We start from the raw sequence: 13,757 nt of genomic DNA, 5'->3' as shown, positions 1-13,757 counted from the left end.
TTCCCGTGAGAGGGAGATCACTTTGCCATCAAAACGTTAATAGTCTTAAGATTAATAGGGAACTTTAGAAAGGAAATGAGATTAAGAGATGAATGAAAAAGTTGACATGGTAATTCCGGCTATTTTAACAAAACTTCGAAAACATGTTCCGTTGGTTCATAATATTACTAATGTTGTTGTTACTAACTTTACGGCAAATGGATTACTAGCATTAGGAGCTTCACCGGTAATGGCATATGCAAAGGAAGAAGTTGCAGAAATGGCAGCAGTAGCGGATGCTCTTGTCCTAAATATTGGAACACTAACAGCTGAAAATGTAGAGAGTATGATTATTGCTGGGAAGGCTGCGAATCAGGCGAATACACCCGTAATTTTAGACCCTGTTGGTGCAGGAGCTACTAGTTACCGTACGGAATCTGTGCACCGTATTATGAAGGAAGTAAAAATCAGCTTGCTTCGCGGAAATGCAGCAGAAGTAGCGAATGTAGCTGGAATTAAAGCAAAAATGAGAGGAGTAGACTCTGTCGGCGAACATAATAATCAAGGAATCGCGCTGGAAGCTGCAAAGCTTTTACAAGTACCAGTGATTATAACAGGTGAACAAGATATAGTCGCAGTTGACGGGAAACTGGCTATTATCCATAATGGGCATTCCATGTTAACAAAGGTTACAGGAACAGGTTGTTTACTTTCCTCCATTCTTGGTGCATTTATTGCAGTAGAAAAGGATATCTTTCTTGCTTCTATAGCTGGTTTAGTAGCATATGGAGTTGCATCAGAACATGCTTTTGAAAAGACGAGTGAAGAAGGTCCAGGAAGTTTTCAAATCGAATTATTAAATCAATTATCGAAAATAAAGGAAGAGAATGTAAAAGAAGCGATGAGAGTGGAGATTAAGAGGGGGTAATTTTATGGCTACAGCAAAAGCATTAACAATAGCAGGGTCAGATAGTGGCGGAGGAGCTGGAATCCAAGCAGATCTAAAAACCTTCCAAGAACTTAAAGTATATGGAATGAGTGCCATCACCGCTATTACCGCGCAAAATACCCGAGGTGTAGATGGGGTATACCCAATGACGCTTGAGGCAATTGAGAAACAACTAGAATCTATCGCAGTGGATTTACGACCAGATGCGTTAAAAACAGGTATGCTATTTAATAGTGAAATAATTGAATTGGTAGCGGAAAAGATAAAAGAGTATCATTGGAAAAATTTGGTGATTGACCCTGTGATGATCGCTAAAGGTGGTGCTAATTTATTGCAGAAGGAAGCAGCAGAGTCCATGAAAAGAAAGCTCCTCCCTCTAGCTACTGTTTTAACACCGAATATACCAGAGGCAGAGGTATTAACAGGGATGGATATTCGAAATATAGAGGAAAGGAAAGAAGCTGCCAAAAGATTAAATGCGATGGGGGTTGCTTATGTCGTTATAAAAGGTGGACATGGGGCCGAGAAGGAAGCGATTGATCTATTATTTGATGGCAGCGATTTTTCAAGCTTGGTGGCGGAAAGAATTCCAACGAAAAATACGCATGGAACAGGATGTACTTTTTCGGCTGCGATTACAGCGGCCCTTGCCAATGGTTATTCTATTAATGAAGCTTTCCGATTAGGGAAGGATTTTATTCATCAAGCTATAAAAAATGATCTTCATATAGGCAGTGGACATGGTCCAACCAACCATTGGGCTTACCAAGAAAGCAAAAGATAATATGGGGGATATATGACAACTTATACAAAAGAACGAATAAAACAATTGTTGAAAATTTATTTTATAACGGGAAGCAACAATAGTACATCTGATCCAAAAGTTATTTTGGAAGAAGCACTTAAAGGCGGGATATCGATTTTCCAATTTCGCGAAAAGGGAAATGGGGCATTAAGAGGAGAAGACAAAATTCAACTGGCAAAAAGGTTGCAAGAACTTTGCAAGCAATATCATGTTCCATTCATTGTGAATGATGATATTGAATTAGCCTTGGCCATTGATGCTGATGGGGTACATATCGGTCAAGATGATGAAAATGCCATAAAAGTTAGAAACATGTTAGGTAATAAACTGTTGGGGGTTTCTGCTCACTCCATAGAGGAGATTAAAGCAGCGATAGAGGCAGGAGCGGATTATATTGGCATAGGTCCTATTTACCCAACAAGTACGAAAAAGGATGCCAAAGCAGTACAAGGCACCTCTCTTATTGAAAAAGTAAGACAAGAGAACATTTCGATACCGATTGTTGGGATAGGGGGAATTACTACTGAAAATGCTCCTCCTGTTATACAAGCAGGAGCAGATGGAGTTGCTGTTATTTCGGAAATAAGTTTGGCAGAAAATCCTTATAAACAAACGATAAACTTAAGAAAAGCAGTTTTTGACCAAGCATAAGTTATATTTTTTTTAAGTAAAATGGCAAGAGTTTATATTTTTTGCGGAAAATAGACATTCACCCAACCCAAATATAGCTGCCTGCATACAATGGTTTTGTAGAGGAGCTAGAATAAAGAAAATATAAAGGTTCCTTATTCGTTAACCAAAAAAGAAATGGTTAATCTACTACAAAAGAGAAAGGGAGATGTATATATGTACGGTTATGGTGGATATGGATGCGGATATGGTACTGGAGCTGTTGGTGGTGTTGGCTACGGTGGCGGATTTGCATTAATCGTAGTATTGTTTATCTTATTAATTATCGTCGGTGCGACATTTATTTGTTAATAAAAGATAAAAAGCTGACCTTGTGTCAGCTTTTTTTACATATAAAAGAATTTACGTTTTGTTCATTAATGGGTATTTTTAAAATATAAATGGTAACGGTTTCGGAAAAATATCGAAAAATACATACAATTATCGTAATAAAACAACAGGTATAATAAAATAAATATAATATTTTAAGTTTTAAGAAAATTAAATTTAAAATACTTATTGACAGAAAATTTAATATGGGTAAAATAAAGTTATTAGAGTGTTAGATTATATGACACTCGATGGCAAAATAACGTACATAAAGGGGGAAGGTAACTTAATGGAAAATTTAGAGTTTTTAATGAACAGCTTGTGGACGATGATTGCTGCAATTTTAGTTATTTTTATGCTTGGTGGATTTATCTTATTAGAAGCAGGTTCCACAAGAATGAAAAATGCAGGCCATATTGCTGGTAAAACAATTTTTACATTTGGGATAGCTTCGTTAGTTTTCTGGGCTGTTGGTTATGGATTTATTTTTGGAGACAATGCTAATTTCTTTGTCGGAATGAGTGAGTTTTTCTACAATGGCGGTAGCGTTGGCCAAATAGATGGAGATGGATTACAAACTACTGTTTTCTTCGTCTTTCAACTAGCGTTTGCAGGGATTTCTTTAACAATTGCACTTGGTGGTTTTGCGGAGCGTGCGAAATTATCTGTATATCTAATTTTCTCCGTATTATTCGGTATATTGGTTTATCCTATCATTGCCCATTGGATTTGGGGAGGCGGCTGGTTAGCTGAGCATGGAAAGCAAGACTTTGCGGGCTCAACTGTTGTTCACTTAACTGGTGCAGCAGCGGCTCTAGCAGCTACGATCCTTTTAAAGCCGCGTATTGGAAAATACAATGCTGATGGTTCGGCTAACCCGATATTTGGTCATAACCAAGTTTATACAGCGTTAAGCGTATTAATTCTTTGGGTCGGTTGGTTCGGATTCAATGCAGGTAGTACAGTTTCTGTAGCAGACGGTTTCTTTGGATATGTTGCTTTAAATACAAACTTAGCAGCAGCAGCTGGCGCAGTAGCAGCACTACTAATTTCCTGGATTGTTTTAGGAAAGTCAGATATTACAACCATGCTAAATGGTGCCTTAGCAGGTCTCGTTGCCATCACAGCATCTTGTGCATTCGTTGAGCCTTGGGCAGCAGTAGTAATTGGTTTAATTGCTGGAGTACTGGTATTTTATAGTGTTCGCTTCTTCGAGAATAGAAAAATCGATGATCCAATTTTTGCACTATCTGTTCATGGTACTGCGGGAATTTGGGGAACACTATCTAATGGATTATTTGCAACAGCAGAGTTAGCGGAATATACGGGAGTAGGGAAAGCTGGTCTATTTTATAACGGAGGCTTTGGGCAATTAGGCGTGCAGGCGCTTGGTGTTATAACTTGTGGGTTATTCGCTTTTGCAATAAGCTATGTCATTCTATTTGTTATCAAGAAGGTTAGCGGACTACGAGTAACAGAAGAAGAAGAAATTATGGGCTTAGATATTAGTGAACATGGTTCATATGGTTACCCGGAAGCATTCTTGTCAAAAGACGAAACAAAAAGCTTATAAAATCAGACGTTTAATAGTCGCGATTAAGAAAACAGCCTGTAAATTAAATGAGGATAGAAGTCTCGCTGAAAAGTGAGACTTTTATCTTTTTTCATAAATCAATTGCAAATAAGAACATGTTATGATAGACATACAGATTAATATAAATATCGACTAAAGAAGGAAGTGCATGGATGTGCTCTAAAAATCATAGATTAAATGAATGGAAAAGAGAAAAGGAACTTTTTTTACAAACAACCACTTATCAAAACACTCAATTAAATGATTTTTACGATGAACTATTTATGGAGTTATTTCAATTCATCCTTTTTGAATATAAAAAAAATTATGGAGAACCTCCATGCTCATTTGTCTGGTTTGTTACAGGAAGCGCTGGCAGAAAAGAGCAAGGCATCTTTAGCGATCAAGATCATGGCATTATCTATGAAAGCAATGACGAAAACAGCAATCAATATTTTATCCATTTTGGAGAATGGCTAAGTGATGCGCTAAATGAAATAGGTTATCCATATTGTGAAGGGAAAGTCATGAGTAGTAATCCAATCTGGTGCAAATCCGTAGAAGAATGGAAACACCAATTACAGCAATGGATGGAAAAAGAAAACTGGGAATCAATTAGATTTTTGCAAATCTTTTATGATAGTAGACAACTATTTGGAGAGGAAAATTATGTTCAAGAGTTGAGAAGTTATATTCATCAGTACTGCGTTCTTCATCCAATGCTTCTAAAAAGATTTATGAATAATGTAATGCGTATAAAAAAAGGGGTCGGAATATTTGGCCAATTTTTTGTTGAAAGAACAGGAAGTCACAGAGGATCGATTCATTTGAAGCATACGATGTATTTACCGTATGTCAATTCGATTAGACTTCTCTCTATTAAGGAAAAAACCCAGCAAACATCGACGTTAGAACGCATTCAAACATTGAGAACGATGGAGACATATGATAACTGGTTAAAACCATATGAAAGCTCTTTTCGGAGAATATTAGATTATCGCATTAATTCATTTAAAGAGGCAAAAACTTATGAAGATGTTCACTATTTGAATATAAAAGAGTTAACGAAAGAGCAAAGACAAGAAATAAAAGGATTAATGCGCCATGGCATCAAATTATATCATCAAGTACAAAGGATAATTGAAAAAGGGTGTTAAAATGGGAGTCGAATCGTTTCTTCAATATATGAGAGATTTATATGGAAAAGTAAATTCGAGTGTATTGCACGCTACTTCAAGTGGGAGTAATTCTCAGCAAATTGCTTTTATGAGACAGCTTCAAAAGGATTTAAAGGTTGAGGCTGCCTCTAGGTTACCATTAAATAATTTAAAAGCAGTTGTTTTTGATATTGAAACAACGGGATTTTTACCTGATAAAGGCGATCAAATTATTTCAATAGGTGCTATAAAAGTAGAGGGGAGCGATATTTTAGATGAGCAATTTTATACATTAGTAAACGCTAGAGTAGAGATACCAGAAGAAATAAGCAGCTTAACAGGAATTAAAACCGAAGATTTACTTGATGCGCCGTCTTTATCTGATGTTCTTGTGCGATTTTTTGGTTTTGTAAAAGATGATACGCTCATTGCTCACCACTCTTCCCATGAGAAAAGCTTTATGCAGTCTGCATGCTGGAGAAGTTTTAAAACACCATTTAAGCATCGAATCGTTGATACTTCTTTCTTGTTTAAAATCGTTGAACCACAACAAAGAATATTGACATTAGAGGAATGGTGCGAATTTAGTGATATTCCAGTCATTAATCGTCACCATGCCTTAGGAGATGCTAAATTAACTGCTGTTCTATGGTGTCAGTATTTACAAAGGGCTGAACAATTGGGCTGTCGCACGTTACAGGATATATATGAAAGGCTAGCATGTCGATAAAATAGAGGACAAAGTTTTAACAATTTACTGGTGGTGAATGTAAATGGATGTGTTTGAGACAAAAAGACTGTTATTAAGAGGATGGAAGGAAGCGGATTATAAAGATTTATATGAATATGCGCAAAAGGAAGAAGTAGGTCCGTTTGCGGGCTGGTCACCACATAAAAGTGAACAAGAAAGCAAAGACGTAATCCGCTATTTTTTACAGAATGAAAATTCATATGCGATTGTTTGGAAAGAAGAGAATAAGGTGATTGGAAGTATTGGTTTTCATGAACGAATGCCTGATGTTAAACTCTCTCATTTAGCACAGCGCGAAGTAGGTTTTGCCCTTAACCCCCGGTATTGGGGAAGAGGGGTTGTGCCAGAAGCAGTCAACCATCTATTAGAATATGGATTTGAAAAATTGTGTTTGGATTTAATATGGTGTGGTCATTTTGATTTTAATACGAAGTCAAGACGAGTAAATGAAAAATGTGGGTTTCGTTATAAATTCCAAAAAACCAATCACTATAAACTTTTTGATAACCAGTTAATTACAAGCGTTTATTATTGTATGACGAAAGAGGAGTATTTTAAAAAAATACGAGAAGCTTCAGTAGGTGTATCCCATACAAATCAAGTAAGAAGCACATAATAGAGACCGCTTCCCTAAAGGTGGAAGTGAATAATGAATAGGCTGCCTCGAACTTATCGGGCAGCTTTTTTGTATGAATTTTGGTAATTAAAAAGCACTTCGATCAAAACATTTAATTAATAGGGGGATATTAAAGACGGATAGAGGAAATTAATCCAAAAAAAAGTCGCTTCATAGAAGCGAAAAGAGACATTGGATTAAAGATTGAATCGATAACTATATATAGTGTGATTTTATAAAAAAAACAACTATATATTGATTTGATAGTATCATACAATTTATTTTTACGCAATTATTTTCTATTAAATTAATCTAGGAAACAATGAGTAATACAATATAAAACAAGAGGATAAATCCTATCCCGAATAGTATTAGGTATTTCGTCCACATCGAGGAAAGCTTTTTTCGCTCTCGATTTTTAGTAAAGCCAATAAAAGATAGAGTGTTTTTGTATAACACAAAATAAATCAAGGCAAATCCTATATATTGTAAAATAAACAATCCTGTTAAAGACTGCTTTCCCTTTAAAAATTCCACATTAGGAAATGAGTAACCAGTAATAAGTTTTATAATCGTATCGTTAACTGTTCCGAAAATGGCAAATAAAAGGACCGCAGAAAATAGTATTTTAACAAAGTCTAAATAATAATAAGAAATTCTCTTCATATATTCCTTCCTTTTCTTTTGTAAATATTTTTCTCACCAGAACACAGAATACCATAAACAACGAGGAAATGATAAAGGAAATTCTATCTGTGTTGAACATTTAGTGCTGCGATTTTCGTAAAATCGGTAAATTAAAAGAGATAATTTAGGGAAAAATAATGATAGTTTTAAAAGGGAGAACAATAAAAAAATTCATATTATACTAAAAACGTTCACAAAACGTCAAAAATATGATAATATTTGATTGTTTTTGAAAGAAAATGCTTGAAATGTGAAATCGTTTACAGTATGATGTTCTTAAATTAAGTTGTTTTTTAATGAGGGTAAAAATCATATTTATCGTAATCCTGTTTAGTTAAGGTTAATCACCTCAAAGAAAATGACATAATCCCAAGACATACCCTAAAAGGGAGCGTGATAATCTTGTTAACACCTGAAAGGCATGAACTTATTTTACAATTACTGAAACAACATAGTGTTGTGAAAATTCAAGATTTGATAGATGTTTTGAATACTTCAGAATCCACCATCAGACGCGATTTAACTCAATTAGAGCAAGAAGGGTTCTTGAAACGGGTGCATGGTGGAGCAGCTAGGCTCCAAAGGAAAATAACGGAGCAGAGTATGAGTGAAAAAGCGTTCAAAAACCTCCAAGAGAAAAAAATGATTGCGGCATACGCAGCAAAGCTAGTAGAAGATGGAGATAGTATATATTTGGATGCTGGTTCAACCATTAAAGAAATGATTCCATTCTTAAAGAATCGAGACATTGTTGTGGTAACGAACGGACTTACGCATATGACAAGCTTACTTGAAGCTCGTATTCAAACCTATATAACAGGTGGTTATGTCAAAGAAAAAACAAACGCGTTAGTCGGTCGTGGCGCATTATTAAGTCTTGATAACTATCGATTCGATAAATGCTTTATGGGTGTCAATGGTATTCATCCTGAATATGGGTATACTACTGCTGATCAAGAAGAAGCAATGGTGAAAAGCAAAGCATTATCATTATCAAGAGAAGCTTTTTTTGTCGCAGATGATAGTAAATTTTCCGAAGTTTACTTTGCAAAGATAGCTGATTTGCACAATGCTTCTATTATTACTAACTATCTGGATGAAGAGGTAAACGATTTATATTCAAGGAAAACTAGCATAAAGGTTGTGAAAGAATGATTTATACCCTAACTTTAAATCCTTCTGTCGATTATATAATCGAAGTGGCAGAAGTGCATTTAGGAGAACTAAATCGCTTGGAAAAAACAAGTAAATTTGCAGGTGGAAAAGGAATAAATGTTTCAAGAGTGTTAAAAAAAATGGGCGTGCAAAGTAAAGCGTTAGGATTTGTCGGCGGATTTACTGGAAGCTTTATTGAAACACAACTATTATCAGAAATGATTGAAACAGATTTTGTGAAAGTAGAAGAAGATACACGTATCAATGTGAAGTTAAAGAGTGATACAGAAACAGAATTAAACGCAAATGGTCCCGCTATTTCTGAAGTAAAGTTTCAGGAATTGAAAGAGAAGATTGCTGCTCTAACGTCAGAAGATCTACTAGTTTTAGCTGGAAGTGTTCCGTCTACTCTTCCTAAAACCACCTATGAAGAGCTAGTCAAAATCTGTCACGCAAATAATGTTTCTTTCGTCGTAGATGCAGAAGGTGAATTATTAAAAGCAGTCTTGCCTTATCAACCGTTTTTAATCAAGCCTAATCATCATGAACTGGGTGAATTGTTTGGGGTAACTATTTCGACTCCAGAAGAAGCGATCCCGTATGGAAAAAAACTATTGGAAATGGGAGCGCAAAATGTGATCGTCTCTTTAGCAGGTGATGGCGCAGTCTTGATTACTCAACACGAAGAAATTATTAGTACGGTTCCGAAAGGGCAAGTGAAAAGCTCAGTTGGCGCAGGAGATAGCATGGTAGCAGGCTTCTTATCTAAATATGAGGAGACACAGGATATAAAAGAATCCTTCCGCTATAGTATTGCCTCAGGAAGTGCGACTGCTTTTTCAATTGGATTATGTACAAAGGAAAAGGTAGAAGAGCTTCTTCCGCAAGTCCAAGTACAATCATAATCGATACACACCATTTCATAAGAAAGATAGATGAAAGTGGATAAAAATATAATTAAAAAGGGAGCGTTATGGAATGAAAATTACTGAATTATTAACGCAAGAGACTATCCTTTTGAATATTGAAGGAAATGGTAAGCTTGATGCCATTAATCAGTTAGTGGATATTCTTCATTCAGCGGGGAAATTAACAGATAGAGAAACGTATAAGCAAGCGATTTTAAAAAGAGAAGAGCAAAGTACAACGGGAATTGGCGAAGGAATAGCAATTCCCCATGCAAAAACGAGTGCTGTAAAAACTGCTGCTATTGCGTTTGGGCGATCAAGCAGTGGTGTCGATTATGAATCATTAGATGGACAGCCGGCGAATTTATTTTTTATGATTGCTGCACCAGATGGAGCTAACAATACTCATCTCGAAGCACTTTCAAGACTATCTACATTATTGCTTAAAGAAGAAGTGCGCAGTAAGTTATTAACTGCAGCTACAAAACAAGATGTAATATCAATAATTGACAGCTATGATGTAGAGGAAGAAACGGTTGACGAAAATATTGCCGATAAGAAGAATTTTATTGTGGCAGTAACTGCTTGTCCAACCGGTATTGCTCATACTTACATGGCAGCAGATTCATTAAAGGCAAAAGCAGCTGAAATGGGTGTTGATATTAAAGTTGAAACAAATGGTTCCGGTGGAGCAAAGAATGTTCTGACAGCAGAGGAAATTGACAAAGCAACAGCTGTAATTGTTGCTGCTGATACAAAAGTGCAAATGGAACGCTTCAACGGGAAACATGTGGTTGAAACACCTGTTGCAGATGGTATTCGAAAACCTGAGGAATTAATCAATCGCGCTATTAACCAGCAAGCACCGGTATATAACGGTGGATCAGGCTCTAATTCCGGCGAAGTTAACACAGGAAAAAAAGGCATTGGTAGCCAAATTTACAAACACTTAATGAACGGTGTTTCGAACATGCTGCCATTTGTTGTTGGTGGCGGAATATTAATTGCTATTTCCTTTATGTTTGGTTATAACTCAGCTGATCCGAATGATCCGAGTTATAATGCTTTTGCTGCTGTTATTAAATATATTGGTGGCGATAATGCCTTTGCATTATTAGTGCCAGTTCTTGCTGGTTTTATCGCGATGAGTATCGCAGATCGCCCAGGTTTTGCTCCTGGTATGGTTGCAGGATTTATGGCTGCTCAAGGTGGTGCTGGTTTTCTTGGTGGATTAATTGGCGGATTCTTAGCTGGTTATTTAGTTATCGGTCTAAAGAAAGTGTTAGAAGTACTTCCTAGATCATTAGAAGGTATTAAAACGATTCTACTTTACCCATTACTAGGAATTTTCTTTACTGGCCTTATTATGAATTATGTGATTATGGAACCTGTTGCAGCTATTAATACTGGTATGACAAATTGGCTGTCAAATATTGGTACGGGTAATGCCGTCTTCTTAGGAATTATCTTAGGTGCAATGATGGCGATTGATATGGGTGGACCAATCAATAAATCGGCATATGTTTTTGGAACAGGGCTAATTGCAAACGGTGTATTTGAGCCAATGGCTGCTATTATGGCTGGTGGAATGGTACCGCCATTAGCAATTGCTTTAGCAACAGTTTTATTTAAAAAGAAATTTACAAAGCAAGAAAAGGATGCAGGTTTAACAAACTTTATTATGGGTCTTTCCTTTATTACAGAAGGTGCTATTCCTTTTGCAGCAGGTGATCCGTTACGCGTTATACCATCTGTTGCAGTTGGTGCGGCAGTTACGGGTGGACTATCAATGTTCTTCCATATCGGTTTAAGAGCACCACACGGCGGTGTGTTCGTAGTTGGATTGGTTGATGGAAATCCATGGCTATACCTATTGGCTATTGTAATAGGGGCGATCATATCAGCTTTATTGTTAGGATTAGTAAAGAAGCCTGTTCAACAAAAATAAGTATAGAAAAAGCTGTAAATTGACTTTACTCGTTAATTTACAGCTTTTTTAATATGATCAAAGAACTGATGGAAGTTTTTCTATTGGTTTATTTTATTTTCTTTATTTTCTTCTTGTCCATCCACGTACTTTAAACGAAAGAAGGCAGCGATCGCAGCGATTAATGTGATTGCACTTAGTAAATAAAATTGTAAATGGTCGATATGCTTCATTAAAATTGCCATAATAGGTGGTCCTGCAGCGACTCCGATAAACCGCATACTGCTATATATACTTGTGATGGTTCCTCTTTCTTTTTTTTCAATTCCCTCCGTAATAAGGGCATCAAGAGGTGGTAAACTAGCACCAATGCCTATGCCAGCCACTGTAAGAAAGAGAATGATAAACCACATATTGTCCGAGAAGTTGAGTGCAATCGTACCAATAATGATTGCAAGCAATCCAATAAAAGTAATCCAGCGCATTAAGTTTTTGTCTTTTTTAATTTTTTTCCCGGTAATATAGGAAGTAAGACATAAAGCACCAAGCGGTATAGCAAGATAGAGCCCTTTTTTAACATTTTTTATATGATATTTTTTTTCTAATATATCTGATAGGTAAAACATTTCGGCAAATAATACAAACATAACGATTACCCCAATAAAGAAAATGGCATAGAGCCATTTTTTATCTTTATGCATTGTTTCTTTTGTATGCTGAATAAATTCCTTAAATGGTGCAGGTTTTTCTTTACTTTTTGGTGATTTTACAAAGATCAAAATTAAAACGATGGAAACCAAACAGAAGACAGGAATAGACATAAATGGGATGAACCAAATAAATCCTGCCAAAAAAGCTCCAAGAATGGGACTAAGTACTTTCCCAAAAGTGTTAGCTGTTTCAATAACTCCTAAAGTACTACTAACTTGTTCTTCATCCTTAAACAAATCACCTACTAGTGGCAATACTATTGGGAAGGCCCCAGCTGCTCCAACACCTTGAAGAGCCCGTCCAATAAGGATAATCCAGTAACTGTTATCCATCAGCCATGCAGCAAAACCAGAAATTACACCGCCAATACCTGCGATTATTAGGCTGGGGATAATCACTCGTTTACGACCGATACGATCAGATAGATATCCTGCCACTGGAATTAATATGATCGCTAAAACGGAATAGACTGTAATAATCATACTAACTTGAAAAGAGGATATATCCAGCTTTTTTTCAATCGAAGGCAATACTGGAATCAGCATACTGTTTCCAAGGGTCATTACTAATGGGATGGAAGAAAGTGAGAATATAGCCATTTTTGAAACCTTGACATTTTGCTTCTTCTCTGTCTTTTGTGCTTTGTTTGTAAGGTTTACTATGTTTTTATCATCATTTACATGATCCATTTTCATTCTCCCTGCTTTCAAATAGTTAACTATAGTTAATATGTACAGTCATGGCAAAAAATAAAGCATTTTCTTTCATCCAAAAACTGGATTTCATTATTTGGTTTATAAGCACTTTTCGTACAATAATATGGTATGATGAAATAAAAATAGTGGTGGTGTTTAATTAGTGGGGAAAATTATCACACTTAGTATTGGGAAGGAAAAAACATTTATATGGAAAAATAAAAGTATTTCTTCCGCGATTGGCAAAGAAAAAGTGAGTGAAGTCAGTCTAACATTTGATGGTTTTGTAGGCGATGGTGTTGCTAATCCAGCATTTCATGGTGGCAAGGAAAGGGCTGTCTGTTATTATCCTTTTGAACATTATAAAAAATGGGAAGACGAATTTAAAACAAAAATAAATCCTCCGGCGTTGGGGGAAAATATATGCGGAACGGAATTTACAGAAAAAAATACATATATTGGGGACATTTTTTCTTTAGGAAATGCTATTGTTCAGGTAACACAAGGAAGAGTACCATGTTCAACCATTTCAAAATATAATCAGATTGATCCATTTTTAAGTAGAATTGTGGAAACTTGTTATACCGGCTATTTTTTAAAGGTATTAGAAGAAGGCGTAGTCAGCGAACATTCTACGATGGAGCTAATAGAACGTCCGCAGAACAAGATATCAGTTTGGGACGCAACAAAAGTAATGCTTCTTGATCGTACAAATAAAGAAGCAATGATTTCCATCCTGCAAATTGACGAATTAGCAGAAGATTGGAAGAATCGCTATAGAAAGGCACTTCAAAAAGTAAAATAAATTTTTGGGGAAAATGGTTGACTTTTATGTGAGAGTTCAC

General features: G+C 36.0%; 14 protein-coding genes. 12 read left to right on the top strand and 2 right to left on the bottom strand.

Features of this window, described 5'->3' with window-relative positions; genetic code table 11:
• Positions 1-88: 88 nt before the first annotated feature.
• The 8 genes from thiM to NST77_RS09275 all read left to right on the top strand — a co-directional run bounded on the left by thiM (position 89) and on the right by NST77_RS09275 (position 6,829).
• A complete protein-coding gene (gene thiM, locus NST77_RS09310) occupies positions 89-907 on the top strand; it encodes a hydroxyethylthiazole kinase (protein WP_095328945.1) in 819 nt (272 codons plus the stop codon).
• Positions 908-911: 4 nt separating this feature from the next.
• Positions 912-1,712, top strand: coding sequence for a bifunctional hydroxymethylpyrimidine kinase/phosphomethylpyrimidine kinase (gene thiD, locus NST77_RS09305; RefSeq protein WP_095328944.1), 801 nt, complete (start codon positions 912-914; stop codon positions 1,710-1,712).
• A 12-nt stretch (positions 1,713-1,724) separates the two neighbouring features.
• Positions 1,725-2,384: a thiamine phosphate synthase gene (gene thiE, locus NST77_RS09300; protein WP_095328943.1), complete on the top strand. Its 660-nt coding sequence runs from the start codon at positions 1,725-1,727 to the stop codon at positions 2,382-2,384.
• A gap of 195 nt (positions 2,385-2,579) precedes the next feature.
• Positions 2,580-2,714, top strand: a complete 135-nt coding sequence (locus NST77_RS09295) for a YjcZ family sporulation protein (protein WP_095328942.1) — start codon at positions 2,580-2,582, stop codon at positions 2,712-2,714.
• A 307-nt stretch (positions 2,715-3,021) separates the two neighbouring features.
• Positions 3,022-4,305, top strand: a complete 1,284-nt coding sequence (locus NST77_RS09290; RefSeq protein WP_095328941.1) for an ammonium transporter — start codon at positions 3,022-3,024, stop codon at positions 4,303-4,305.
• Positions 4,306-4,478: 173 nt separating this feature from the next.
• On the top strand, positions 4,479-5,462 hold the full coding sequence (locus NST77_RS09285) for a DUF294 nucleotidyltransferase-like domain-containing protein (RefSeq protein ID WP_095328940.1): 984 nt from the start codon (positions 4,479-4,481) through the stop codon (positions 5,460-5,462).
• A gap of 1 nt (position 5,463) precedes the next feature.
• The gene (locus tag NST77_RS09280; RefSeq protein WP_095328939.1) at positions 5,464-6,192 is read left to right on the top strand and encodes an exonuclease domain-containing protein; all 729 of its coding nucleotides are present in this window, start codon (positions 5,464-5,466) and stop codon (positions 6,190-6,192) included.
• Between the two features lie 43 nt (positions 6,193-6,235).
• Positions 6,236-6,829 carry a GNAT family N-acetyltransferase gene (locus NST77_RS09275; RefSeq protein WP_123257744.1) on the top strand — a complete coding sequence of 198 codons (594 nt, stop codon included), beginning with the start codon at positions 6,236-6,238 and terminating at the stop codon, positions 6,827-6,829.
• A 312-nt stretch (positions 6,830-7,141) separates the two neighbouring features.
• Here NST77_RS09275 and NST77_RS09270 read toward each other — a convergent pair whose 3' ends face one another.
• Positions 7,142-7,495: a hypothetical protein gene (locus NST77_RS09270; RefSeq protein WP_123257743.1), complete on the bottom strand. Its 354-nt coding sequence runs from the start codon at positions 7,493-7,495 to the stop codon at positions 7,142-7,144.
• A gap of 423 nt (positions 7,496-7,918) precedes the next feature.
• On the opposite strand from NST77_RS09270, the gene NST77_RS09265 reads away from it, so the two are divergent.
• From NST77_RS09265 to NST77_RS09255, 3 genes are all read left to right on the top strand, one after another.
• Positions 7,919-8,671 (top strand): DeoR/GlpR family DNA-binding transcription regulator, encoded by a 753-nt coding sequence (locus tag NST77_RS09265; RefSeq protein WP_095328936.1) that lies wholly within the window; start codon positions 7,919-7,921, stop codon positions 8,669-8,671.
• Complete coding sequence (gene pfkB / locus NST77_RS09260; protein WP_095328935.1) at positions 8,668-9,576, top strand: 1-phosphofructokinase; 909 nt, start codon at positions 8,668-8,670, stop codon at positions 9,574-9,576. The genes NST77_RS09265 and pfkB overlap by 4 nt, the downstream gene beginning before the upstream one ends.
• Positions 9,577-9,649: 73 nt before the next feature.
• Complete coding sequence (locus tag NST77_RS09255) at positions 9,650-11,527, top strand: PTS fructose transporter subunit IIABC (protein ID WP_095328934.1); 1,878 nt, start codon at positions 9,650-9,652, stop codon at positions 11,525-11,527.
• Between the two features lie 80 nt (positions 11,528-11,607).
• Here the strand turns inward: NST77_RS09255 and NST77_RS09250 are convergent, their stop codons facing one another.
• On the bottom strand, positions 11,608-12,906 hold the full coding sequence (locus tag NST77_RS09250) for an MFS transporter (RefSeq protein ID WP_095328933.1): 1,299 nt from the start codon (positions 12,904-12,906) through the stop codon (positions 11,608-11,610).
• Between the two features lie 169 nt (positions 12,907-13,075).
• Between NST77_RS09250 and NST77_RS09245 the strand changes: the two genes are divergently transcribed.
• On the top strand, positions 13,076-13,717 hold the full coding sequence (locus tag NST77_RS09245) for an MOSC domain-containing protein (RefSeq protein WP_095328932.1): 642 nt from the start codon (positions 13,076-13,078) through the stop codon (positions 13,715-13,717).
• Positions 13,718-13,757 lie beyond the last annotated feature (40 nt).

Source organism: Niallia sp. FSL W8-0177, assembly GCF_038006285.1.
GTDB classification, from domain to species: Bacteria; Bacillota; Bacilli; order Bacillales; family Cytobacillaceae; genus Niallia; species Niallia circulans_A.
Note: the sequence above shows the minus strand (reverse complement) of the source record. Positions and strands in the feature narration are given on the sequence as shown.

Excerpts from the sequence above, each read along its gene's own strand:
- thiM (WP_095328945.1), top strand. The coding sequence starts at position 89 with ATGAATGAAAAAGTTGACATGGTAATTCCGGCTATTTTAACAAAACTT.
- thiD (WP_095328944.1), top strand. The coding sequence starts at position 912 with ATGGCTACAGCAAAAGCATTAACAATAGCAGGGTCAGATAGTGGCGGA.
- thiE (WP_095328943.1), top strand. The coding sequence starts at position 1,725 with ATGACAACTTATACAAAAGAACGAATAAAACAATTGTTGAAAATTTAT.
- NST77_RS09295 (WP_095328942.1), top strand. The coding sequence starts at position 2,580 with ATGTACGGTTATGGTGGATATGGATGCGGATATGGTACTGGAGCTGTT.
- NST77_RS09290 (WP_095328941.1), top strand. The coding sequence starts at position 3,022 with ATGGAAAATTTAGAGTTTTTAATGAACAGCTTGTGGACGATGATTGCT.
- NST77_RS09285 (WP_095328940.1), top strand. The coding sequence starts at position 4,479 with ATGTGCTCTAAAAATCATAGATTAAATGAATGGAAAAGAGAAAAGGAA.
- NST77_RS09280 (WP_095328939.1), top strand. The coding sequence starts at position 5,464 with ATGGGAGTCGAATCGTTTCTTCAATATATGAGAGATTTATATGGAAAA.
- NST77_RS09275 (WP_123257744.1), top strand. The coding sequence starts at position 6,236 with ATGGATGTGTTTGAGACAAAAAGACTGTTATTAAGAGGATGGAAGGAA.
- NST77_RS09270 (WP_123257743.1), bottom strand. The coding sequence starts at position 7,495 with ATGAAGAGAATTTCTTATTATTATTTAGACTTTGTTAAAATACTATTT.
- pfkB (WP_095328935.1), top strand. The coding sequence starts at position 8,668 with ATGATTTATACCCTAACTTTAAATCCTTCTGTCGATTATATAATCGAA.
- NST77_RS09255 (WP_095328934.1), top strand. The coding sequence starts at position 9,650 with ATGAAAATTACTGAATTATTAACGCAAGAGACTATCCTTTTGAATATT.
- NST77_RS09250 (WP_095328933.1), bottom strand. The coding sequence starts at position 12,906 with ATGGATCATGTAAATGATGATAAAAACATAGTAAACCTTACAAACAAA.